The sequence below is a fragment of the Solibaculum intestinale genome (genome assembly GCF_040096205.1).
Classification (GTDB): Bacteria; Bacillota; Clostridia; order Oscillospirales; family Acutalibacteraceae; genus Solibaculum_A; species Solibaculum_A intestinale.
Genome location: NZ_JBBMFD010000026.1, coordinates 1 through 23,512, shown reverse-complemented (window position 1 = coordinate 23,512; position 23,512 = coordinate 1). Strand labels below are relative to the sequence as shown.

The window sequence follows — 23,512 nt, the reverse complement described above, 5'->3', positions numbered from 1 at the left end:
CCCGGTTTCCTTCCAAACCGGCGGGCCGTTTCAAAGCCCGCCGGTGAAATTCATTCATGAAGTACTCATTATAGCATTGTAAAAGGATTCTTGCAAATGCTATAATAGAATCCATTGTAGAAATTAGGCCCCCGCAAAAACCGCGTGAATTCCCAGGAAAATAGGGGTAAAATAGCGGGATATTCCGATGAAATTCGTGTTAGGAGTTGATACCCATGAAGCTGCTGGCCCTCGACGGCAACTCCATTTTAAACCGGTCCTTCTACGGCATCCGGCTGCTCACCACCAAGTCCGGCGAATACACCAACGCCATCTACGGCTTTCTCACCGTTCTTAATAAGCTTAACGAGGACGTGGCCCCCGACGCGGTGGCCATCGCCTTCGACATGCACGCTCCCACCTTCCGGCACAAGGAGTACGACGGCTACAAGGCCGGGCGCAAGGGCATGCCGCCCGAGCTGTTCGCCCAGATGGAGCCGTTAAAGGAGATTCTGCGGGCCATGGGGTATACCCTAGTGGAATGCGAGGGCTTCGAGGCGGACGACATTCTGGGCACCCTTGCCCAGGCCGCCAAGGAGAACGGGGATACCTGCGTCATCGCCACCGGGGACCGGGATGCCTTGCAGCTGGTGGGCGACGGGGTGACGGTGCGCCTTACCGCCACCAAGCAGGGCCGCCCGGAGGTCACCTATTACGACGAAGCGAAGATTCTGGAGGACTATGGGGTTACCCCCAAGCAGCTCATCGAAATCAAGGCCCTGCAGGGGGACACGTCCGACAACATCCCGGGCGTCGCCGGCATCGGGCCGAAAACCGCCGGGGAACTCATTCAGAGGTTCGGCTCGGTGGAGGCCATCTACCGGGACCTGGATACGCTCGACGTAAAGCCTGCCGTGAAAAAGAAGCTGGAAGCAGGCAAAGAGTCGGCCAAGCTAAGCCGGTTCTTGGGCGAGATCAACACCCATGCCCCCATTGAAACCAAGGCTTCCGCCTATGTGGTGGGCCCGGGGGACAAAGGGGCCGCGGCCCGGCTGCTGGCGAAATACGAGCTTTTTTCCCTTATCGAGCGCCTGGGCCTCGCGGGAATGGACGGCTCAGCCCCCAAGGAGGCCGAACAGGCAAAGGAAAAAGCCCTGTGCCTGCAGGAAAAGGACGAAAGCGCCACCCTTGCCGCCTTGCAGGCGGGAAAGGCCGCTTACGCCGCCCCCGTGTTCGACGGGGACGGAAATCTGACCGCCGCCGTCGCGTCCGACGGAGACAATCTGTTCCTGCTCAAAGAGAGCGCCCAAAGCCTGTTTACCGATCCCAATATCCCGGTGGTTTGTCACGACGGCAAGCCCATCTTTAAGGCCTTAAAAAAGAAAGGTGCCACCATGGAAAACGAAAAGATGGACGTGATGCTGGCGGCTTACCTGTTAAACCCCTCCGCGTCCGGGTATGACATGGACCGTCTTGCCCAGGAATACGCTGTGCCGGTTCCCGCTGTGAAGGCCTCCGAGCCTTACGAGGCGGCGGCCAAGGCCGCCGCCCTGCTGCCGGGCCTTTCCGGGGCCCTGGCGGAGCACATCGTGGAAAATAAACAGGAATCCCTCTTGACCGACATTGAGCAGCCTCTTTCCGAAGTGCTGGCGGATATGGAGCTTATCGGCTTCCGGGTGGACGTCACCGGCATCGAGGAATTCGGCGACAAGCTGCAAAAGGAGATCGACACCTTACAGCGAGACATCTATGAGCTGGTGGGGTACGAATTCAACCTCAATTCTCCCAAGCAGCTGGGAGAGGCCCTGTTCATCAAATTGGGCCTGCCCGCGAAAAAGAAAACCAAGAGCGGCTATTCCACCTCCGCTGACGTGCTTGAGGAACTGGCCGAGGAGCACCCGGCGGTGCAAAAGCTCTTAGACTACCGGCATTTGGCCAAGCTCAAGTCCACCTACTGCGACGGGCTTTTGAAGGTGGTGGGAGAGAACGGCCGGGTCAATTCCACCCTCAATCAGACCGAAACCCGCACCGGCCGCATCAGTTCCACCGAACCGAACCTGCAGAACATCCCCATCCGTACCGAGCTTGGGCGGGAAATGCGCCGGTTCTTCCTGGCGAAAGAGGGCTGGGTGCTGGTGGACGCGGACTATTCCCAGATTGAGCTGCGGGTGCTGGCCCACATCGCCCGGGACAAGACCATGATCGAGGCCTTTCGCTCGGGGACGGACATTCACACCGTCACCGCCTCTCAAGTGTTCGGCGTGCCCCAGGAGCTGGTGACCCCCCTTATGCGCAGCCGGGCCAAAGCGGTCAATTTCGGCATCGTCTACGGCATCGGGGCCTTCTCCCTGGCGAAGAACATCCACGTCAGCCGGTACGAGGCCTCCCAGTATATCAAGAATTATCTCAACACCTATTCCGGCGTGCGCGATTATATGGACCGAGTGGTTAAACAGGCGAAAGAGGACGGGTTTGTAGAAACCATCTTCGGGCGCCGCCGGTATCTGCCGGAGCTGACCTCTTCGAACGCCAACCTGCGCGCCTTCGGCGAGCGGGTGGCCCGCAATATGCCCATCCAGGGCGCAGCAGCGGACATCATTAAGATCGCCATGATCCGGGTTAGCCGGCGCTTGAGGGAGGAAGAACTCAAAGCCCGCCTGATTTTGCAGGTGCACGATGAGCTCATCGTAGAAGCGCCCGAGGACGAAGCCCAAAAAGCGGCCCGCATTCTCAAGGAAGAGATGGAGGGGGCCGCCCAAATGGACGTGAAGTTAAGCGTGGACGTAAACACAGGGAAAACCTGGTACGACGCCCATTAAGATAAGGAGCAAAGGCAATGAAGATTTTGTTTGTCTGCACAGGGAACACCTGCCGCAGCCCTATGGCCGAGGCGCTGGCAAGGGACTTTTTGCAAAAGGCCGGTCGGCCGGACGTGGAGGTGGAAAGCGCCGGGCTTGCCGCCTACACCGGGGAGCCGGCGGCTGAGAACGCCGTTCGGGTGATGGAAGAGATCGGGATTGATTTGAGCGGCCACCGGTCCCGTTCGTTAAGCCGGTACGAGCTGACCGAAACCGACCGGTTCGCCGTCATGAGCCTTTCCCACGCCGCCGCGCTTCATGAAGCGGGCGTGCCCATGGAAAAGATCGTGGTGCTCGGAGGCGGCGTGTCCGACCCCTTCGGCGGGGATGAACAGGTTTACCGGGCCTGCCGGGACCAGCTCAAGGAAGCGGTGGCGACGTTCTTGACGGAACTTCTCAAGGAAACCGGGACGGAGGACGCCTCATGAACCCGGATGTTCGGATCGTCCCTATGTCTCCGGCGCATATCCCGGCGCTGGCAAAGCTGGAAAAGTGCTGCTTTTCGGTTCCCTGGAGCGAAGCGGGTCTTTCTGAGGAGCTTTTGAACCCGATAGCGGTCTTTCTGGTTGCCCAGCGGGAGGGAGAGGTCCTCGGGTATGTGGGAATGCACCATCTACTCGACGAAGGGAACATCATCAACGTGGCCGTTTTCCCGGAGCACCGGCGAAAAGGGGTGGCAAGCAGCCTGCTTTTTTCCCTGGTGCGCTATGGGATTGAAAACGGCCTTGCCCGGCTGACCTTAGAGGTGCGCCCGTCCAACACGGGGGCGGTTGCCCTCTACGAAAGCTTCGGCTTTGAGCAGGTGGGGCGGCGGCGGGGCTTTTATTCAAAGCCGCCGGAAGACGGGCTCGTGATGGTCAAAAAGCTGTAACAGAACACGGTTCGGGCCGGATGGGCCCGGCAATTTGGAGGAATACTAGGATTATGCTGGTTTTAGGATTGGAGTCGTCCTGTGACGAGACGGCGGCGGCTGTAGTGGAGGACGGACGGAAGGTCTTGTCCAACGTGGTGGCGTCCCAGGTGGACGAGCACCGGCTCTACGGCGGGGTGGTGCCGGAAATCGCCTCCCGCCGCCATGCGGAAAATGTGGTGGGGGTGGTGCGCGAAGCGCTCGAGCAAGCGGGCACGGCTCTCTCGGACATCGACGCGGTGGCGGTGACTTATGCTCCCGGTCTGATCGGCGCGCTGCTGGTGGGGGTCAACTTTGCCAAGGGCTTGGCCTTTTCGGCAGACAAGCCCCTCGTGCCGGTGCACCATCTGCGCTCCCATATCGCTGCCAACTACCTGGCTCACCCGGAGCTGAAGCCGCCCTTTTTATGCCTGGTGGCGTCGGGCGGGCACAGCCATATCGTGGCGGTGGAGGACTACACGCGCTTTCAGGTCATCGGCCGCACCCGGGACGACGCGGCGGGGGAAGCCTTCGACAAGGCGGCCCGGTCCATGGGCCTGCCCTATCCGGGCGGGGTGTATCTCAATAAGGCGGCCCAGGGGGGAGATCCCCATGCGTTCAAGCTCCCAAACCCCAAGGTGGAGGGTGCGCCTTATGACTTTTCCTTTTCCGGGCTGAAAACCGCGGTCATCAACCTCATCCACAACGCGGGGCAGAAGGGGGAGACCCTGCCGGTCCCCGACCTGGCGGCCTCCTTTCAGGCGGCGGTGGTGCGGGCCTTGTCCGACCGGGTGATGATGGCGGCCGAAGCGTTCGGCTACAAAACGGTAGCGCTGGCCGGCGGCGTATCCGCCAACTCCTGTTTGCGAGAGACCCTCTCACAGCAGTGCGGGGAAAAAGGAATCCGCCTTTTTATGCCGCCCCTGTCCCTGTGCGGAGACAATGGCGCCATGGTAGGCGCGCAGGGGTTTTATGAGTTCCTTGCGGGGAACCGGGCGGATTTCACGTTAAATGCTTATGCATCCCGGCCAATTGACCAATAATTTGTTGGTAAAATACACAAATCATGCAGGCGAAAGGTTGAGAAATTGCAAATAATACGCCAAATCGTCTGCTTGACAACGATTTCACATATTATTCATTGCTAAATTTACGAAAAAATACTATAATAACACCATGCGCAATTAGAAGGAAAAGATTGCAACATTGTGTGACTGAGAGGAGAATGATCATGGCACTGACGAACAACAAGCATGTTCTCGACTGGGTCGACGAAATGATCGCTCTGACGAAGCCGGACCAGGTTGTCTGGATTGACGGTTCCGAGGAGCAGCTTGATGACCTGCGCCGCCAGGCGGAGGAAACCAAGGAAATGATTAAGCTCAACCAGGAGAAGCTTCCGGGCTGCTATCTGCACCGCACTGCGGTCAACGACGTGGCGCGCGTGGAGCACCGCACCTTCATCTGCTCGAGAAAAGAAGAGAACGCGGGCCCCACCAACAACTGGATGGATCCCAAGGAAGCCTATGACAAGCTGGGCAAACTGTTCGACGGCTCCATGAAGGGCCGTACGGCGTATATCATCCCCTATTCCATGGGCCCCATTGGCTCCCCGTTTTCCAAGGCGGGCGTGGAAATCACCGATTCCATCTACGTGGTGCTCAACATGGCCATCATGACCCGCATGGGCAAAGAGGTCTTCACCGCTCTGGGCGACAGCAACGACTTTGTCCGCGGCCTGCATTCCAAGGCCCAGTTGGACGAGGAGAACCGCTATATTTGCCACTTCCCCGAGGACAACACCATCTGGTCCATCAACTCCGGCTACGGCGGAAACGTGCTTTTGGGCAAGAAGTGCTTCGCCCTTCGCATCGCTTCCTACCAGGGCAAGCAGGAAGGCTGGATGGCCGAGCATATGCTCATTCTCGGCTTAGAGAATCCCCAGGGCGAGGTCAAGTACATCGCCGCCGCCTTCCCGTCCGCCTGCGGCAAGACCAATCTTGCCATGCTCATCCCGCCGGAGGTCTATAAGAAGCAGGGCTATAAGGTCTGGTGCGTGGGCGACGACATCGCCTGGCTGCGCATCGGTCCGGACGGCCGCCTGTGGGCCGTCAACCCCGAAAACGGCTTCTTCGGCGTGGCTCCCGGCACCAACGAGAAGAGCAATCCCAACGCACTGGCCTCTACCCGCCAGGGCACCATCTTTACCAACGTGGTCCACAACTTAGACGACAACACCGTCTGGTGGGAGGGCCTTGACAAGAATCCGCCCAAGAACGCGCTCAACTGGAAGGGCGAAAAGTGGGATCCGGCTTCCGGTGAAAAGGGCGCCCATCCCAACAGCCGTTTCACTGCCCCGGCTAAGAACTGCCCGTGCATCAGCCCGAAGTTTGATTCTTCCGAGGGCGTACCGATTTCCGCCATCGTGTTCGGCGGCCGCCGCGCCAAGACCGCTCCGCTGGTGTACCAATCCCGTGACTGGGAGAACGGCGTATTCGTCGGCTCCATCATGGCCTCTGAGACCACTGCCGCCGCCACCGGCGCCGTCGGCGTTGTCCGCCGCGACCCCATGGCCATGTTGCCCTTCTGCGGCTACCACATGGGCGACTACTGGGCGCACTGGATCGAGATGGGCAAGAAGCTGGGCGACAAGGCTCCCAAAATTTTCAACGTCAACTGGTTCCGCACCGACGACGAAGGCCACTTCATCTGGCCGGGCTTCGGTGACAATATGCGTGTCCTCGACTGGATCATCAAGCGCTGCGAGGGCAAGGCGGACGCCGACGAGACGCCCATCGGCTTTGTGCCTAAGGCCGAAGACATCAACCTGGAGGGCCTGGACTTCTCGGTGGAGCAGCTCAAAGATATCCTGAGCGTGGATAAGGAGCTGTGGAAGGCAGAGACCCAGGGCATCGAAGAGTTCTACGGCAAGTTTGGCGACAGACTGCCTCAGGAGCTGCGCAACCAGCTCAACACCCTCAAGGCGAAGCTCAACTAATCCTTTTTGCAACGCATTGTGCCCGCTGTGTCCAACGACACGGCGGGCATTTTCTTTTTGCCAAGGGTTCTCGTATAGAATTGGGTTTTCCCACAGCAAGAAATGAAAATATACCGCCACAATCGGAAAACAGACCGCTCTTTTCCAAGGCTCTTTGAGACGGTACAATAGAAGCAGACAGCAAACAAAAAACAAAACTGGGGGAACCTGTGATGAATGGTACCATGACAACCTGGCTTACGCAAATGAAGACGGCAGCGGTGAAAAAACCAATGCCGGTCCTCTCCTTTCCCTGTGTGCAGCTGCTTGGCTGCAGCGTAAAGGACCTAATTTCCGATCCGGACCGCCAGGCAGCGGGAATGAAACGGATTGCCGACCGGTGCGATACGGCTGCGGCGGTGAGCATGATGGACCTATCGGTGGAAGCGGAGGCCTTCGGCTCTCAAATCCGCGTCAGCGACGATGAGGTGCCCACGGTGGTGGGACGGATTTTGGAGGACGAGGCGGACGCGGACGCATTGGCGGTTCCCCAAGTAGGCGCGGGGCGCACTGGGCTTTACATCGAGGCCATCGGCCAGGCGGTGAAACAAATTACCGACCGCCCGGTTTTTGCCGGGGTAATCGGCCCCTTCTCGCTGGCCGGCCGGCTGATGGACATGAGCGAAATCATGGTCAACTGCTATATGGAGCCGGATATGGTGACAAAGACACTGGAGAAGACCACCCGGTTCCTCATTGATTATATCCGCGGCTACAAGGCGGCGGGCGCCCACGGCGTAGTGATGGCGGAGCCGGCGGCCGGGCTTCTGTCTCCAGAACTAAACGATGCCTTTTCGGTGCCCTTTGTCAAGCGGATTGTGGACGCGGTGCAGGACGAACGCTTTCTGGTCATCTATCACAACTGCGGCAACACCATGCCTCTGGTAGACGGGATTGTGTCCATCGGCGCCGCCGCCTACCATTTTGGCAACGCTGTGGACATGGCCGCCATACTCACCCTCATGCCTACCGATACGCTGGTGATGGGAAATATCGACCCTGCTGGTCAATTCCGAAATGGCACTCCTCAGTCGGTGCGGGAAAGCACGCTCGCGCTGCTTCATACCTGCGCGAAGTATAAAAACTTCGTCATCTCCTCCGGGTGCGACATTCCGCCCCTGTCAAGCTGGGAGAACATTGACGCCTTCTTTGACGCGGCCCGGGAATTTTACGGGCAATAAAGGGGCAGGCATATCCGCCTATGGCACGGCATATCAATGAGTGACTAGGACTACTGTGCTGGAGGCGGGAGATATGTTTGTCTATTCATTCAAGGCATCCAAAAAGAAGATGCGTTTGGGAATTCTGGTTTTGATCGGGCTCATTGCGGCGATTCTCATCGTGGTGCTCACCGGGATAGGAGGAGGCGACACGGCGGCGCAGGGCCAGGCCCAGGAAACCGCGGCCCCGACCAAAATATCCACCAATGAGGAACGGGTCAATTACCTCAAAAGCTTCGGCTGGGAAGTCAATCCCATGCCGGTGTCCAGCGCGGACGTGACCATTCCCAAGACCTTTGACGCGGTGTATGAAGAGTACAACGTGGTGCAAAAAAAGCAAGGGATGGATCTGGAAGCCTATAAAGGGAAAATTGCCAAGAAATACAGCTACACGGTTTTGAATTACCCCGCCTACGATGGGGCGGTGCAGGCGAACCTGCTTATTTACGACAACCAGGTGATCGGGGCCGACATCAGTGCCCTGGCGCTGGACGGCTTTATGCATGGCCTGACCCATGAATCGTAACCATGGCGGTGCGTTTCAAGGAATACTCCGCGACAAAGAGAGAACCCCGGGCGAAAACCCAGGGCTCTCTCTTTTGATTTCCCAACAGGACCATGCGCACGCTTTCTGAAAATGCAGCGGCGGAAGGCGATGCCTACTTGGAACCGTCTCGCCGTTGGGGCTCCATGTATTCCTTTGCCCCACAGTTGGGACAGGTGAGAATTTTTCCTCCTGCCGCGTTTTGGGAAAACAGGTATTTTCGCAGCCGGGGCTGGAAGGGATAGGAACACTTTGGACAAACAAACTGCTCATGGCGGTAGAAACGCGCCGTGCTCAGCGCCCCAAGAAGGAGTACGAGCAGCACGACGCCCCCGCCAAACCACAAAAGAATCTCGTACGCTTGCATCTTCATCCGCCTTTTGAAAGAAGATTATGCCATATGTTCGGCCATTTCCCTGGTGATTTCATGGAGAAGGGGTTCGCCGCTTTGATACCGGCGGCATTCCTCGAGCATGTACCGGGCGTGGCGGCGCACCTCGTGGCCGAAGGACCCGGCGATGTGAGGGGTGAGCACCACGTTTGGCAAAGAAAAAAGAGGAGAGTCGGACGCAGGTGGCTCGGGATGGGTCACGTCCAGCATAGCCTGCAAATCCGGGCGGCGCGTGAGCACGTCGATCATCTCCGGCTCGTTGATGACCGCTCCACGGGAGGTATTTATAAGGGATGCATAGGGCTTCATGGAGACAATCAGCTCGCCGGTAATCATCCCTTCCGTCTCCGGCAGCCAGGGCGCGTGGAGGGACACCACATCCGACCGGGCAAAAAGCTCCTCTAACGAGCAGAGGGTAACCCCTAACGCGTTCGCCCGTTCTTTGGACACATACGGGTCGTAAGCGAGAACCTGTACGTCGAAGGCTTTGAGAAGTTCGGCTACCCGCCCGCCGATGGCGCCCAGGGAAACCAGCCCCACCGTGCTCTCGTAAACCCCAGGGATGGTCTGGGTCATCAGTTCGAAGGAAGGATCAATTTCCCGGTCCTGCAAATACCGGCGGATGCCGTAGTAGCCCCGCTTGAGGGTGAACAGAATTTGCGACAGAGCGAATTCCGATACCGGGACAGCGTTGGCCCGCCAGGCGCTGCAAATGCGGATGCCCCGCTCCCAGAACGCGTCGGACACCAGCCGGTGGATGGTGCCGCCGGCGTAAAAGACAATCTTCAGATTCGGGCACAGGTCCAGAAAGGAAGCGTCCATCTGACGGTACTTCCAGCCGCTGAAGATGGCCTCCACCTGGGCGAGGGCGTCCGGATGGGTTCTCGCTTCGTCAAAGGACATGGGCTTTGCGATCAGGTCGCACAGCGTCCCGATTTCCTTGAGGCCTTCCTGCCCGTAGGTGTATTCGACCATTTCGTGAATGACCATGGCTTTCATCGACTACACTTCTTTCTGAAAAAAGTCAAGCCCGGCGCAAACCGCGCGGACGATTACTTTCATCATACAAAAGGACGCAGTAAAATGCAAGAGGGGAAACCGGGATGTTTTCCAAAAAATTCGCAATTTTTGACCAAAAAAAGCGAAAAAACACCTATTTTTTAGTTGCAAATAGAAAAACTTCGCGGTACTATATTCTAACTGAGAACAGGGAGGGATTGCCGTGAAAAACCAAAATGCCGCACGAAAAAAGAGGCCGCCGGATCCTGTGAAAGATACGGGCAACTGGGTCTGTTAGCGCCTCTTTGTGAAAAAGAGGCGCTTATTTTTTGAAAAGAAGGAGATGCCATGTTCCAGCTCAAATGGATTTGGAAGAACTTAGGGAAGCGCAAGGGGCTGTGGGTGCTCGGCCTTTTCCTGTCGGCCGTCACCTCCATGATGATGATGATCAACCCCAAGCTTTCTCAGATGATGATCGACGAGGTCATCACCCCGCAAAAGCCGGATTTGCTGCCCTGGTTTTTGGGCGCCATGCTGCTTACCCAGCTGGTGCGCCTGCTTTTGCGCTATGGTATGAACATGTCGCTGGAGTGTTCCTCCCAGCACCTGATTAAGAATGTGCGCCGGAGGCTCTACCATGTGATCGAGAACGAGGACACCCGCTTTTTCGGCAGCTACACCACCGGTGACCTGATGACCCGCATGACCGGCGACCTGGAGCTCATCCGCCACACCACCGCCTGGATCAGCTTCGTGGTGGTGGACACGGTGGTGCTGCTGACCGCTACCCTGCTATACTTTTTTACGGTAGACGCCCTCTTTACCCTGGTGATGCTGGTTGTGGCCCCTTGCATCGCGGTGGTGAGCCTGTTGTTCTCAAAGAAGATTCAGCCCATTTTCGTGGAGGTGCGCGAGCGGCTCTCCAAGCTCAACACCAACGCCCAGGAGAACATCGCAGGGAATCGGGTGGTGCGGGCCTTTGCCCGGGAGGAATTTGAAAAGGAGCGGTTTGAGGAGAAAAACGCGGCCTTCCGGGACATCAATCTGAAAGCGTCGCTGACGTGGCTGAAGTTTCAGCCCTTTATCGACTTTCTCTCCCAGTCGCTTACCATCATCGTGGTGGTGGTCGGAGGCCTATTCCTGATTGGGGGACGGCTGACCGCCGGGGATCTTTTGGCTTTTTCCACCCTGGTTTGGGCTCTGGCAAACCCTCTCAAAAACCTAGGGATGCTCTTAAACGACATCCAGCGGTTTTTCGTTTCCTGCAGCAAGATTATTGAAATCTACTATGCAAAGCCCTCCATTGCGGACCAAAAGCGGGCGGTGAAGCGGGAGGGCCGGATGCAGGGAGCGGTGGAATTTTCCCATGTCTCCTTGCATCTAGACCAGAAGGAAGTGCTCCAAGACGTAAGCTTCCGGGCGTCCCCCGGAAGCACCATCGGCATCATGGGCCCCACCGGGTCAGGGAAAACCTCCATCGCCAACCTGATTACCCGGCTTTACGATCCGTCCTCGGGCCAGGTGCTGGTGGATGGGCGGGACACGAGGGAATGGACCCTTGCCTCCCTGCGTACTTCCATCGGTATGGCTACCCAGGAGGTGTTCCTTTTTTCCGATACCATTGCCGGGAACATCCGCCACGGCGCGCCGGAGCTTTCCGATAGGGAAGTGCGCCAGTTTGCCGCCCTTGCCCAGGCGGACGGATTTATCAAAGCCATGCCCGAAGGGTACGAGACCCTGGTGGGAGAACGGGGTGTGGGCCTTTCCGGCGGCCAGAAGCAGCGCATTGCCCTGGCCCGAGCCCTGGCGGTAAAGCCCCCCATTCTCATTCTCGACGATACTACCTCCGCGGTGGACATGGAGACGGAAAAGGCTATCCAGGCCAATTTAAAGGATCTGCCCTTCCCCTGCACCAAGATCATCATTGCCCAGCGTGTGTCCTCGGTGCGAAACGCCCAGCGCATCTATGTGCTCCAGGAGGGGTGCATCACCGAGCAGGGCACCCATGAAGAGCTGATGCAAATGCGGGGGTATTACTACAGCATCTGGGCGCTGCAAAACAACATTGAGACCGAAAAGGAGGCGAGTGCATATGGCGCGCAACCGGTATGATGTGGACGAAGAGCTGGAATCCCCCTTTCGATGGGAGCATTTCAAGCGCAGCTTTGTCTACGTGTCCCGCTACAAAAAGAGGATGATCACCGCGCTGCTCGTCTCCTTTGTGGGAGCGGTGGTGGCGCTGACCGGGCCTCTTTTCATGCAGCAGGCGCTGGACGTGGCGGTGCCAAACAAGGACGTGGGGCAGCTTTTGTTTTTAGGCGGGCTTTTGCTGTTGACCGTCCTTGTAAGCGTGGCGGCCAACTATATCCGCGGCGTGCTCATGGCCCGGGTGGGCCACGGCATCGTTCACGATATCCGCAAGGACCTGTTTGACCATCTGCAGACCCTGCCCTTTTCCTATTTTGACAACCGCCCCCACGGCAAGATTCTCGTGCGGGTGGTCCACTACATCAACTCCATCTCCGAAATGTTTTCCAACGGCATCATCAACTTCATCGTGGAAATCATCAACATCGTGTTCATCTGCATCTTCATGCTGCAGGTATCGGTGCCGCTGGCCCTGATTACCATGGCGGGCCTTCCGGTGCTGGGCGTCTTTATCTTCCTGATTAAGCACAAGCAGCACAGGGCCTGGCAGAACGTCTCCAACAAAACCTCCAACTTAAACGCCTACGTGCAGGAATCCATCGACGGAGCCAGCGTGACCCAGATGTTCAACCGCCAGGAGACAAACGAGGGCATCTTTGAGAAGCTGTCGGAAGGGTACCGCAAAGCGTGGCTGAAAATGGAGGTCCTCTTTAACGCGGTGCCGCCCACGGTGGAAATCGTCTCCCAGGTGGTGCTGACTTTGGTGTACATCGCGGGGGTTTACTGGTTTGACCCGATGGTTTCCTTCGGCGTGCTGCTGGCCATGGGCACCTACGCCTCCCGGTTTTGGCAGCCCATCACCAACCTGGCCCAGATCTACAACCAGTTTATCAACTGCGTGGCGTACCTGGAACGCATTTTCGAGCTCATCGACGAGCCCAGCGTCATTGAAGACAAGGAAGGGGCCTATGAGCTGCCTCCCATCACGGGAAAAGTGGAGTTCGACCACGTGTCCTTTGAGTACGAGCCGGGGGTGCGGATATTAAACGACGTGAGCTTCACCGCCCGTCCCGGAGAAAGCATTGCCCTTGTGGGCCCCACCGGCGCGGGCAAAACCACCATCGTCAACTTAATCAGCCGGTTTTATAACATAGAACTCGGTCAAGTGCGCATTGACCAAAACAGCGTCATGGACGTGACCCTCCATTCCCTGCGCAGCCAGATGGGCATCATGCTCCAGGACAGCTTTATCTTCTCCGGAACCTTGATGGACAACATTCGCTACGGCCGGTTGGACGCTACCGATGAGGAAGTGATCGCCGCAGCCAAGGCGGTTCATGCCCATGCGTTTATTATCCAAATGGAACGCGGGTACGACACAGTGGTCAAGGAGCGGGGAGGAGGCCTGTCCCAAGGGCAAAAGCAGCTCATCGCCTTTGCAAGGACCCTGCTTAATGACCCGAAAATCCTGGTGCTTGACGAGGCCACCTCCTCCATCGACACCGCCACCGAACGGCTGGTGCAGGAAGGAATCGCCCTGCTGCTTAAGGGCCGCACTTCCTTCATCATCGCCCACCGGCTTTCCACCATCGAACGCTGCGACCGGATTTTGTACATCGACCAAGGCCGTATTGCCGAGGCCGGTACCCATGAGGAGCTCATGGCAAAGGGCGGGCTTTACCATCAGCTGTATTCCTCCCAGATGCACCTGGCTGGATAACGCGGGGTTTTTGGTAGAAAAGAAGGGAAATCTGTGATAGAATAAAAGAAAAGCAGATCTCTCCCCTTGTTTGGCGGCGGGATCGGGTGTTCTTCGGCGCGGTTCATTGGTTTCGGCGGCGAGCGTGCCGGCTGCGGATGCTTGAAACGGGCGGGGAACTGCCTATGTCGAACAAAGGCAACCGCTGAAAACGGAAAAATCGAAGGAAAGAGGCGGTACTTCTATGAAAACGAACATATTGGGACGCACAGGGCTCGAAGTGACCGAGCTATGCTTCGGCGCGCTACCCATGGGCCCCGCACAGAAGGACATGCCGGTGGAAGAGTCGGCTAAGCTGGTGGAGGCGGCGATTTTGGGCGGAATTAACTTTATCGACACTGCCCAGATGTACCAGACCTACGCCCCCATCCGCTTAGGAATCAAGCGGGCCGGGATCCGCCCGGTGATCGCCACCAAGTCGGCCGCCGCCGATTATGAGGGGATGCAGGCGGCCATCGAGGAAGCGCGCCGGGAGCTGGATATCAACGTGATCGACATTATGCTGCTTCACGCCGCCCGGGCAGGAACCTCTGTGTTCGAGGACCGGGCAGGCACTCTGCAATGCATGCTCGACTATAAGGCGAAAGGCATCCTGCGCGCCGTCGGCATTTCCACCCACAATGTTAAGGTGGTGGAGCGGGCGGCCGGGATGGAGGAGCTGGATGTGGTGTTCCCTATCCTCAACCTCCACGGCACCGGTATCCTGGAAGGAACCCGGGCGGACATGGAGAAGGCCGTGCAAATGGCGGTGGATGCCGGCAAGGGCGTCTATTTGATGAAAGCGTTGTCCGGCGGGCTGCACATCAACGAGTTTGACGACTGCATGCGCTACGCAAGAAACATCCCCGGAATTGCGGCGGTGGCGCTGGGTATGGTGTCCTTGCGGGAGGTGGAGTATAACCTCAAGTACTTTAGCGGCATCCCGGCCGACGAGCTGCCCGACGTGCAAGGCTGGAGCAAGCGGTATACGGTGGTCCAATCCCTTTGCATCGGCTGCGGACGCTGCGTGAAGGGCTGTCCCAACTTGGCGATGGAAATGGGTAAGGAAACCCATAAAGCCCATATCCTTCAGGACCGCTGCCTGACCTGTGGGTACTGCACCACCTACTGTCCGCAGTTTGCGATTCGTATTATTTAAAGAGAATAATCCATTTTGGATAAGTGCGTGCTGTATTTTATCAGAAAGGGCCTGGGACAAGTTTCGTCCCAGGCCCTGTTTTCTTGCAAAAACAGAACAATGACGGTTTAGAAAACACCCATATGGATTATATATAAAGGTTGATACAAATTATTTTAGTGTGTTGGCCGTGAAGAACGGATCACTCTTCTTCCTGTGTTCTTCTTTGTGGGACGGCGGTCCTCCTCGGGATACAGGTGACGGTGCCAAAAGTGCAGACAAAAAGCCCTCTTGCGGCAAACGCCGCAAGAGGGCTTTTCAAACGAAGAAGGGAAGTTAGGACTTCTGTACCAGATGGATAGCGAAGCCGCCGAGCTGCTCCTTGAAGTAGATGGCGACCAGCTTGCCGTCCTTTTTCTTGGCGGAAGCTTCGTCAAAGGCAATGCCCATGTAGCTGAAGTAGTTGACCGCGCGGTCAATGTCGTTGACCGCGAGGGCGATGTGGCCGTTGGCACCCGCGCCTGCGCCCTTCATGACCTCGAAGATCTTGCCCACGAAGATGGAGGAATTGCCCACCTTCTCGTCGATGGGAAGGGTGGAAGCGATCTTGCTGGCAACCGCGCTGGCGTCCGCTTCGTCGGCGGTGTTGATGCCGATGTGGGCGAGCTCGATGCCCAGCATCTTGTTGACAGCGCTGCGGCACAGAGCGGTGATCTGATCGAAATCGCCGTTCTCAATCAGGTCGGCCTTGACCATCCAGCTGCCGCCGCAGGCGATGATCTTCTTGAAGCTCAGGTAATCGTTGAGATTGCTCTCGTTGACGCCGCCGGTGGGCATGAACTTCAGGTTGCCGTAGGGAGCGGACATGGCCTTGATCATCTTCACGCCGCCGGCTTGCTCTGCCGGGAAGAACTTTACCACATCCAGACCCAGAGACATAGCCAACTCCACGTCGCTGGGGTTGGCGCAGCCGGGCATCATCGGAACACCCTTGGCGATGCAGTGCTTGACCACATCCGGGTTGAGGCCGGGGCTGACGATAAAGGAAGCGCCCGCCTCAATGGCCGCGTCCGCCTGGGCGGGGGTCAGCACAGTGCCGGCGCCCAGCAGCATGTCCGGAACCTCTTTCTTAATCAGACGAATGGCCTCTGCCGCCTGCTCGGTACGGAAGGTAACCTCCGCAGCCGGAATGCCGCCCTTGCACAGCGCCTTGGCCAGCGGTACCGCCTTGCTCACGTCGCTGATTTTGATGACGGGAATCAGACCGATTGCTTGGATTTTTTCAACTACACTGCTCATAATTTTTCCTCCTGCATGCGGCATATTGCCGGTTCGATTTGGTTTTCTTTATTTTAACACACCCCATGGCCGAAATCAATCACCTGTCTTTGTAAAACAAAAGTCCCGGATCAGGTTCTTATTTGGGAAATAGGAAGAAATTCATCCACTGGCTATGGTGGTCCCGCTTTTGCACATACGGTTGTGCCCATAAGAGAGTTACGTACCGTCCGAAAAAAGATCCCGCCCGTATCCAGGCTGGACACGAGCGGGAAAAGAAAAGGATGGATGAGATCGTTTTAAGAACGGGCGATGCGCGTGGAGAGCGTTTCGGTTCCATCCGCCCAGACCATGTCGGCGCCGGCTGCCTTTACGACAAAGCTGCGGGTGCCGGGGGTGCCCACGCTCAGGGTATAGGTCCAGGTACGCACGCCGTCTTCATCCACATAGGTGCAGGAAGAGGGAGCTAGACCCATGCCGCTTTCGTTGAAGAGACGGACCTTGGTGACGCTGGTGGAAGTTTTGATGGTGGCGGTAATGGGCTCGTTGACCTTGCCGGTGGCGTCCATACTGGCGCTGATGATCTTCACTTCGCCCTGCTCTACCGGAGCACCCGTATCCACGACGAAGGAAACCGTTTTATCGGTGGCAACTCCGTCGGTATAAACGGTCAGGACACGGTTGCCCTTGGAGCCAAGGGAGAAGGTCAGAACCCAAGTGGTGGTGCCGTTGTCGTTGACGGTCACGTTCCGGGCAGTGGCCAGGCCGTTGCCGTTTTCGGCGGCCAGATAAGCTTTCTTGACGGTGTCAGGCGTCGTGATGGTGACCACAATGGTCTCGTTGGGCGCGTAGGCCTTTTTGTCGGAGACAACGGTGATCTCGCCTGCCGGCGGGGTGGGGATGTCCTCAAAGTTTGCAGTGAGGGAAACCGCCTCAGCGGGCATGTTGAAGGTCAAAGTCTCGGTGGTCAGGGAAGTGCTGCCGGTGGGGGTAACGGTACCGGCGTTGACGGTCCAGGAGACAAATCGCTTGCCCTGGGGCACGTTTGCGGTAACGGTGATGGGAGTACCGGCTTCGGCCTTAGCCGGGCTGGCGGTGCCGCCGACGACGGTGACGTCATAAGTAGGAGCGGGCGGGATGTCCTCAAAGTTTGCGGTGAGGGAAACCGCCTCGGCGGGCATGTTGAAGGTCAGGGTTTCGGTGGTCAGGGAAGTGCTGCCGGTGGGGGTAACGGTGCCGGCGTTGACGGTCCAAGACACGAACTGCTTGCCCTGGGGCACGTTTGCGGTAACGGTGATGGGAGTACCGGCTTCGGCCTTAGCCGGGCTGGCGGTGCCGCCGACGACGGTGACGTCATAAGTAGGAGCGGGCGGGATGTCCTCAAAGTTTGCGGTGAGGGAAACCGCCTCGGCGGGCATGTTGAAGGTCAGGGTTTCGGTGGTCAGGGAAGTGCTGCCGGTGGGGGTAACGGTACCGGCGTTGACGGTCCAAGACACGAACTGCTTGCCCTGGGGTACGTTGGCGGTAACGGTGATGGGAGTACCAGCTTCGGCTTTGGCCGGGTTAGCGGTGCCACCAGTCACAGTGACGTCATAAGTTTCCACCGGAGGAGTAACCGTACCGGTGCCGGAAGCAGAAAGCAGGTCTGCCAAAGCGGTGGGGGCCTTGCCCGCATTATAGATGGAGATGCCGTTTACATAGCCCTGCACGGCGTTGCCCCAGTTATAGGTTACGTCGAATTCCGGGTCGTAGATGTTGATCTGAGCCAGAGCTGCATTCTTTTCTTCCTGGGTAAGGCCGCCGACCTGAATGTTCAGCTGCCCATCGGTGACCGTGACAGGATAGGTGATAAAATAGGGCTGCGTAAGGCCGTCCACCTTAGGCAGCTTGGCGGTCTGGATGTGCAGGTACTCATGCTGTACGCCCTCGATGGTGAAACGAGTGCCGTTCTTGGTGGCTTTCGCCATATTGCTGGCATTGTCTCCGTTCATGTCGGCACAGAAGATGACCACATCATAGCTGCCGTTGGGAAGGTCCACAGAAAAGTTCCAATTGTCGCTTCCCAGCCAAGAAGAGGTCATGGGGTCGTAATAGAGTCCGCTGCTGGTGAGATCGCCCCGGTTGCGGCCGCTGCTGGAATCGAATGGTTTGCCCAGGCCGTAGCCCAGTTCAGCGGAGTAAACGGTGGTCTCGTCCACCGGGATCCAATTTTCTTTTTCAGGAACGGTACTTACACCGAAGTTATACCGCGCGATGGGTGCGTCGGCGTCCGCTGCGGCAAAAGCAGCCAGCGGGAAGGCGGCTAGAACCATCAGCATAGACAGGAGCAACGCGAGAATCTTCTTGGATTTCATACAGTTTACAACTCCCTTTTCTTATTTTTATATCCAAAATCACGGATACAGGTATATTATACTTTTGCTTTATGAGATTTTCAATATAAATTTAGTTGAAAGATGAAAAAATCCATATAAATTCACCGACTTGTACGGCCGCTTTTCTTCTCAGTCCATAGCCGTTTCAACAAAATGTAAAATTTGAAAGAAATATTCCAGAAAATGTTTGCAAGAAGGCCCTTGACAAGAATATAAAAGAGGAATATTGTATATACACGGTATATACAATATATGCAGAAAGGATCATTCCATGGATATCCTCATCAGCAATGCGGACGCGCGGCCTATTTACGAGCAGATCGCGTCCCAGATCAAGTCGCTTATTATGACCGGCGCGCTGCAGGCGGGGGACGCTCTGCCTTCCATGCGCCTGCTGGCCAAGGAACTACGCATCAGCGTCATCACCACCAAGCGGGCTTACGAAGAGCTTGAACAGGAGGGGTTCCTTGAAACGGTAACCGGTAAGGGCAGCTTTGTGGCGGCCCGCAACACCGCCCTCATCCGGGAAAGCCAGCTGCATTTGGCCCAGGAGCACCTGGAAAAGGCGGTGTCGGTGGCGAAAAGCGGCGGCATTTCCCTGCCGGAGCTCACGGAAATGCTCAAGCTCCTTTATGAAGGCGAGTAAACAAGAGACGTCGCCGTCTAGGTTTGTTTACGCGGGTGAAACCCTTTGGCAAACCGTGACGGGACAGAGAGGTATGTATATGGAATCAATTTTGGAAGTCAAGGACCTGGTCAAGCGTTACCGGGACTTTACCCTGGACCATGTGAGCTTTTCCCTGCCCAGAGGCTGTATCTTGGGCTTCATCGGGGAAAACGGCGCGGGCAAGACCACGACCCTCAAGCTGATTTTGAACCTGATCCAAAAGGAAAGCGGTAGGGTGACCCTGTTTGGAATGGACCACATCAAGGAGGAGCGGCGGATCAAGGAGCAGATCGGCGTCGTGTTCGACGAGAGCTATTTTCACGACACCCTATCTCCCAAAGACATTGCCAGCGTGCTTCGCCGTGTCTATCCCACCTGGGACGACAGGCTCTTCGACCGGTATCTGGGGCGCTTTTCCCTTCCCAAAGAGAAGGTGCTCAAGGAGTTTTCCCGCGGGATGAAGATGAAGCTCTCCATTGCGTCCGCCCTGGCTCACAAGCCGAGGCTGCTCATTCTCGACGAAGCCACCAGCGGTCTGGACCCGGTGGTGCGCAACGAGATCCTGGACGTATTTTTGGAATTCATCCAGGATGAGGACCACTCGGTTCTGCTCTCCTCCCACATCACCAGCGACCTGGAAAAAATCGCCGACTATATCGTGTTTCTCCATAAGGGAAAAGTGGTGTTCGAGGAGCCGAAAGACGACCTGTTGGCCCGGTATGGGATTTTGCGGTGCGGCGCGGAGGTGTTCGGCCGTCTGGACCGGTCGGAACAGATCGGCTACCGCCAAAGCCAGTTCGGCTACGAGGTGCTGGTAAAGGACCGGGCGGCGGTGCGCCGGCGGTATCCCGCCGCCGTGGTGGACGCCGCCACCATTGAGGACATTATGCTTTTCTACGTCAGGGGGGAACAGCAATGAAGGGCTTGTTCATGAAAGATTTGCTGGTACTGCGCAAATACGCGCGCACCATGGCGGTATTCATTTTGGTTTATATCGTGGTCTTCTCCATGCTCGACTCGGTGGACGTCATCTCCGGCATGGTGACGCTGGTGCTGGCCATGATGTCGGTGGCTACCTTTTCCTACGACGAGCTGGCCAAATGGGACCGCTTCGGGCTTACCATGCCGGTCAGCCGCAAACAGGCGGTGGCGAGCCGGTACCTGGTCTGCCTGCTGTTCACCGTTTTCGGCGGCGTCATTACCCTGGCCTTCAGTCTGGTATTCGGCTATATCCGTAAGACGGGCGATCCCGCGCAAAGCCTGCTTTCCGCCTACACCATTCTGTCGGTGGCAGTGCTGTTTTTGAGCCTGATCCTGCCCTTCCTCTATAAATTCGGGCCGGAACGGGGCAGGCTGTTCATGATCCTGGTGTTTCTTCTCCCCTCCATGCTGCTGCTCTTTTTCAAGGATTCGGTTTCCGGCTTTTTTCCTTCGGAGGCCACGCTGGAGCAGGCGTTTCTGTTTTCCCTCCCCGTCGCCTTGGCGGTGCTGCTGCTTTCCTTTTGGATCTCTTGCCGGATTTACGGAAAAAAAGAATTCTGAATGCGCGTTAGAAAGGCCAGACGGATACCGCCCGGCCTTTCTTTTTTTCGTATTTGTGCTACAATAATACAACATGCACGCTTTCCTCGGGGGAACCGATCCATAGCCGCCGGGAGAAAGCAAAGTCCATCGACCGGAGGAACCGCCATGCCTTACCTGACCGCCTTTGTCCCTGAATCGGCCCAGCCCGCCGCCGAAGCCGCGACTCCCGCCGCTTGTTATGCCCGCTGCACCGCGGCCGGATGCCTGATGCAGGAGCTGGCTGCGCTTCTTTATAAAGAGGGAAACGTTCCCTTTGACCAGATTCTTTTTCCCTATGCGGACGCGCTGCTTTTGTCCCAGCATAAGCCCGCCTACTGGGGAGACTGCCTGTGCGCCCGGATTCCGCAGCCGCTGGCAGACCGTCTGCCGGCGCTCCTGGAGGAGCGCTTTCGCCCCATCCTGCCCATCCGCTGGGAGATCGCGCCGTCCAGGGAGGAAAGACCGGTTCGGACCGGCCTGCTGGAAGGGGAGGCGCATGGGTATAGCTTATATATTAAGGAATGGGCCGATCCCCTCTTTGCGCCGGACGGAAGCTTGGCGTCAGCGCCGGGCGGTACTCTTTTGCTGGAATTTTCCTGTTCCGGCTGGGAGGGGCAGCGTTTTGGTCCTGACTGGCAGGTCCGCCGCAGCACTCGGCAGTTCTTTTCCTTCTGCGAGGTGGCGGCGAGGCTCGCGCAAAAGGAAGGCGCGGTTTTGACGTATGCCGCCAACGGAAGGCTCTGTTTGCTGGCCCCGGAGGAAAATCAATGTAAAATTCAAACAAGCATTCTGAATCTTACCGCAGCAATTCCGATTACCGGCATATTTTCAGTTGTAATTCGGCAGAGATTCATGATATAATATTCGAACAAATATATTACAGGCGGCGTTTGGTTGCCTGTTTCGAGGTGATTGGACTTGCCGCAACTTGATCCCAGCGTACCTAAGCACAAAGCGTTAAGCGAATACATCCGCCAGCAGATCGCCGACGGCGTTTTCCGCCGGGGCGATAAACTCACGTCGGAGAATACCCTGGCGGAAGAATTCAACATCAGCCGCCAGACGGTGCGCCAGGCCATCGGCACCCTGGAGACGGAGGGGATTCTGGTCCGCCGGCGGGGAAGCGGCACCTATATTAACGCCTCTCCCGTCAAGAGCCACCGCACCATGACCATCGGCGTTATCATTACTTATGTGGACAGCTATATTTTTCCCGATATCATCAAAGGAATCGAGCAGGTGCTCACCAGCAAGGGATACACCATGTCCCTGGGCGTGACCCACAACCGGGTGGAGAACGAAACCCGCCTGCTGACTTCCCTTCTGGAAAAGGGCGTGGACGGGATTATCGCGGAAGGGACCAAGACCGCCTTGCCCAATCCCAACCTGCATCTGTATGAGCAGCTCAACCGCTGCCGGATTCCCTATGTGTTTATGAACGGGTATTACCGGGCGCTTCCCTGCTGCTATGTGGTGACCGACGACCGGGGCACCGGGTACAAGGCTACTGAGCTCCTGCGCAAGGCGGGGCACAGCCACATCGGCGGCATCTTCAAGGCGGACGATATGCAGGGCCACGAACGGTACGCGGGTTTTATCCAGCAGCTGCATGAGTCGGGCGCGGAGCTCGACGAGGACGCGGTGCTGTGGTACTCCACCGGGGATTTGATCAGCCTGCTCAGCGGGGATTACGACAAGCAGGTGATCAAACGGCTGGAACGGTGCACCGGTGTGGTGTGCTACAACGACGATGTGGCCATGCGGCTTATGGAGCTCTTAAAACGCTGCGGGCGCCGGGTGCCGGAGGATCTCTCCCTTGTCTCCATCGACAACGCCCGCATGTCCAAATTGGCCGATCCCCCTCTGACCACCTTTGGGCATCCCAGTGAAGCGGTAGGTCGGGAGGCGGCCCTTCGCCTTTGCAATATGATCGACACCGGCATGCGCGACGCGCCAGTGGTGATGGACATGCCCCTGGTGGAGCGCCAGTCCATCGCGGTGTATTCTCCGCGTAACGGGGCAAGCCGATGAAGCGCAGCCGGCATTTTTTCGCCATGCTCTCCAGGATGAAGTACATCAGCCGATGGGGCCTGATGCGAAACACCCGCAGCGAAAACCTAAGCGAGCACAGCTTGGAAACGGCGGTACTGGCCCATGGGCTGGCTGTGATCCGAAACCGCCGGTTCGGCGGGGAGGTGGACCCCCAGCGGGCGGCAACTCTGGCGCTCTTTCACGATGTGCCGGAAATCCTCACCGGGGATCTGCCCACCCCGGTCAAATATTTTAACCCGAAAATCCGGGAAGCCTACCACACGGTGGAGGAGGAAGCGAGCCGTCGGCTTCTTTCCTGCCTGCCGGCAGACTTGGCGCCGGATTATGAGGATCTGTTCTTTCACCGCCCGCAAGAGGAAGAGCTGTGGCGTATCGTCAAGGCGGCGGACAAGCTTTCCGCCCTCATCAAGTGCGTCGAAGAGGAAAAGACAGGCAACCGGGAGTTTATGGAAGCGTCCCGTTCCCTGCGCCGGTCTCTTGAGGAGATGGACCTGCCGGAGGTACGCTGCTTCCTAAAGGAGTTCCTGCCCTCCTATTCCCTTTCTTTGGACGAGCAGGATGAATGAGAATGGATGCTGCGCGGGCCGCGTTTCGGCCCGCGCGGGTTTTTGCGGGAGGCCGGTATTTACTAAGGAG

Annotated in this window: 20 protein-coding genes; 16 read left to right on the top strand and 4 right to left on the bottom strand. The window is 57.5% G+C overall.

From position 1 onward, the window contains the following. Positions 1 to 215: 215 nt before the first annotated feature. The 7 genes from polA (at position 216) to WMO26_RS11605 (ending at position 8,509) form a co-directional block, all read left to right on the top strand. On the top strand, positions 216 to 2,798 hold the full coding sequence (gene polA, locus WMO26_RS11635) for a DNA polymerase I (RefSeq protein ID WP_349220587.1): 2,583 nt from the start codon (positions 216 to 218) through the stop codon (positions 2,796 to 2,798). A 17-nt stretch (positions 2,799 to 2,815) separates the two neighbouring features. Then, the gene (locus WMO26_RS11630) at positions 2,816 to 3,265 is read left to right on the top strand and encodes a low molecular weight protein arginine phosphatase (protein WP_349220585.1); all 450 of its coding nucleotides are present in this window, start codon (positions 2,816 to 2,818) and stop codon (positions 3,263 to 3,265) included. Beyond that, complete coding sequence (gene rimI / locus WMO26_RS11625; RefSeq protein WP_349220584.1) at positions 3,262 to 3,708, top strand: ribosomal protein S18-alanine N-acetyltransferase; 447 nt, start codon at positions 3,262 to 3,264, stop codon at positions 3,706 to 3,708. The genes WMO26_RS11630 and rimI overlap by 4 nt, the downstream gene beginning before the upstream one ends. 53 nt (positions 3,709 to 3,761) lie before the next feature. Beyond that, complete coding sequence (gene tsaD, locus WMO26_RS11620; RefSeq protein WP_349220583.1) at positions 3,762 to 4,769, top strand: tRNA (adenosine(37)-N6)-threonylcarbamoyltransferase complex transferase subunit TsaD; 1,008 nt, start codon at positions 3,762 to 3,764, stop codon at positions 4,767 to 4,769. A 188-nt stretch (positions 4,770 to 4,957) separates the two neighbouring features. Continuing rightward, positions 4,958 to 6,724, top strand: a complete 1,767-nt coding sequence (locus WMO26_RS11615; protein ID WP_349220581.1) for a phosphoenolpyruvate carboxykinase (GTP) — start codon at positions 4,958 to 4,960, stop codon at positions 6,722 to 6,724. Positions 6,725 to 6,936: 212 nt separating this feature from the next. Further along, entirely contained in the window at positions 6,937 to 7,944 is a 1,008-nt protein-coding gene (locus WMO26_RS11610) for a uroporphyrinogen decarboxylase family protein (RefSeq protein WP_349220579.1), read from the top strand. Between the two features lie 73 nt (positions 7,945 to 8,017). Then, on the top strand, positions 8,018 to 8,509 hold the full coding sequence (locus WMO26_RS11605; RefSeq protein WP_349220577.1) for a DUF4830 domain-containing protein: 492 nt from the start codon (positions 8,018 to 8,020) through the stop codon (positions 8,507 to 8,509). Between the two features lie 133 nt (positions 8,510 to 8,642). Here WMO26_RS11605 and WMO26_RS11600 read toward each other — a convergent pair whose 3' ends face one another. Next, complete coding sequence (locus WMO26_RS11600; protein ID WP_349220575.1) at positions 8,643 to 8,894, bottom strand: hypothetical protein; 252 nt, start codon at positions 8,892 to 8,894, stop codon at positions 8,643 to 8,645. A 24-nt stretch (positions 8,895 to 8,918) separates the two neighbouring features. Beyond that, positions 8,919 to 9,917: a hydroxyacid dehydrogenase gene (locus tag WMO26_RS11595; protein ID WP_349220574.1), complete on the bottom strand. Its 999-nt coding sequence runs from the start codon at positions 9,915 to 9,917 to the stop codon at positions 8,919 to 8,921. 348 nt (positions 9,918 to 10,265) lie between these two features. Here WMO26_RS11595 and WMO26_RS11590 point away from each other — a divergent pair, with 348 nt between their 5' ends. The 3 genes from WMO26_RS11590 (at position 10,266) to WMO26_RS11580 (ending at position 14,962) form a co-directional block, all read left to right on the top strand. Further along, on the top strand, positions 10,266 to 12,029 hold the full coding sequence (locus WMO26_RS11590; protein ID WP_349220572.1) for an ABC transporter ATP-binding protein: 1,764 nt from the start codon (positions 10,266 to 10,268) through the stop codon (positions 12,027 to 12,029). Then, positions 12,010 to 13,785 (top strand): ABC transporter ATP-binding protein, encoded by a 1,776-nt coding sequence (locus WMO26_RS11585; RefSeq protein ID WP_349220570.1) that lies wholly within the window; start codon positions 12,010 to 12,012, stop codon positions 13,783 to 13,785. The genes WMO26_RS11590 and WMO26_RS11585 overlap by 20 nt, the downstream gene beginning before the upstream one ends. Positions 13,786 to 14,008: 223 nt before the next feature. Further along, on the top strand, positions 14,009 to 14,962 hold the full coding sequence (locus tag WMO26_RS11580) for an aldo/keto reductase (RefSeq protein WP_349220568.1): 954 nt from the start codon (positions 14,009 to 14,011) through the stop codon (positions 14,960 to 14,962). Between the two features lie 315 nt (positions 14,963 to 15,277). Here the strand turns inward: WMO26_RS11580 and WMO26_RS11575 are convergent, their stop codons facing one another. After that, entirely contained in the window at positions 15,278 to 16,240 is a 963-nt protein-coding gene (locus tag WMO26_RS11575; RefSeq protein WP_349220566.1) for a bifunctional 4-hydroxy-2-oxoglutarate aldolase/2-dehydro-3-deoxy-phosphogluconate aldolase, read from the bottom strand. A 278-nt stretch (positions 16,241 to 16,518) separates the two neighbouring features. Next, complete coding sequence (locus WMO26_RS11570; RefSeq protein ID WP_349220564.1) at positions 16,519 to 18,573, bottom strand: InlB B-repeat-containing protein; 2,055 nt, start codon at positions 18,571 to 18,573, stop codon at positions 16,519 to 16,521. A gap of 292 nt (positions 18,574 to 18,865) precedes the next feature. Here WMO26_RS11570 and WMO26_RS11565 point away from each other — a divergent pair, with 292 nt between their 5' ends. The 6 genes from WMO26_RS11565 (at position 18,866) to yfbR (ending at position 23,442) form a co-directional block, all read left to right on the top strand. Beyond that, complete coding sequence (locus WMO26_RS11565) at positions 18,866 to 19,240, top strand: GntR family transcriptional regulator (protein WP_349220562.1); 375 nt, start codon at positions 18,866 to 18,868, stop codon at positions 19,238 to 19,240. Positions 19,241 to 19,319: 79 nt separating this feature from the next. Continuing rightward, complete coding sequence (locus tag WMO26_RS11560; RefSeq protein ID WP_349220560.1) at positions 19,320 to 20,180, top strand: ABC transporter ATP-binding protein; 861 nt, start codon at positions 19,320 to 19,322, stop codon at positions 20,178 to 20,180. Beyond that, the gene (locus WMO26_RS11555) at positions 20,177 to 20,803 is read left to right on the top strand and encodes an ABC-2 transporter permease (protein WP_349220558.1); all 627 of its coding nucleotides are present in this window, start codon (positions 20,177 to 20,179) and stop codon (positions 20,801 to 20,803) included. The genes WMO26_RS11560 and WMO26_RS11555 overlap by 4 nt, the downstream gene beginning before the upstream one ends. A 147-nt stretch (positions 20,804 to 20,950) precedes the next feature. After that, positions 20,951 to 21,685 (top strand): hypothetical protein, encoded by a 735-nt coding sequence (locus tag WMO26_RS11550; protein ID WP_349220556.1) that lies wholly within the window; start codon positions 20,951 to 20,953, stop codon positions 21,683 to 21,685. Between the two features lie 57 nt (positions 21,686 to 21,742). Beyond that, entirely contained in the window at positions 21,743 to 22,855 is a 1,113-nt protein-coding gene (locus tag WMO26_RS11545; protein WP_349220554.1) for a GntR family transcriptional regulator, read from the top strand. Continuing rightward, positions 22,852 to 23,442 carry a 5'-deoxynucleotidase gene (yfbR, locus tag WMO26_RS11540; protein ID WP_349220553.1) on the top strand — a complete coding sequence of 197 codons (591 nt, stop codon included), beginning with the start codon at positions 22,852 to 22,854 and terminating at the stop codon, positions 23,440 to 23,442. The genes WMO26_RS11545 and yfbR overlap by 4 nt, the downstream gene beginning before the upstream one ends. Positions 23,443 to 23,512 lie beyond the last annotated feature (70 nt).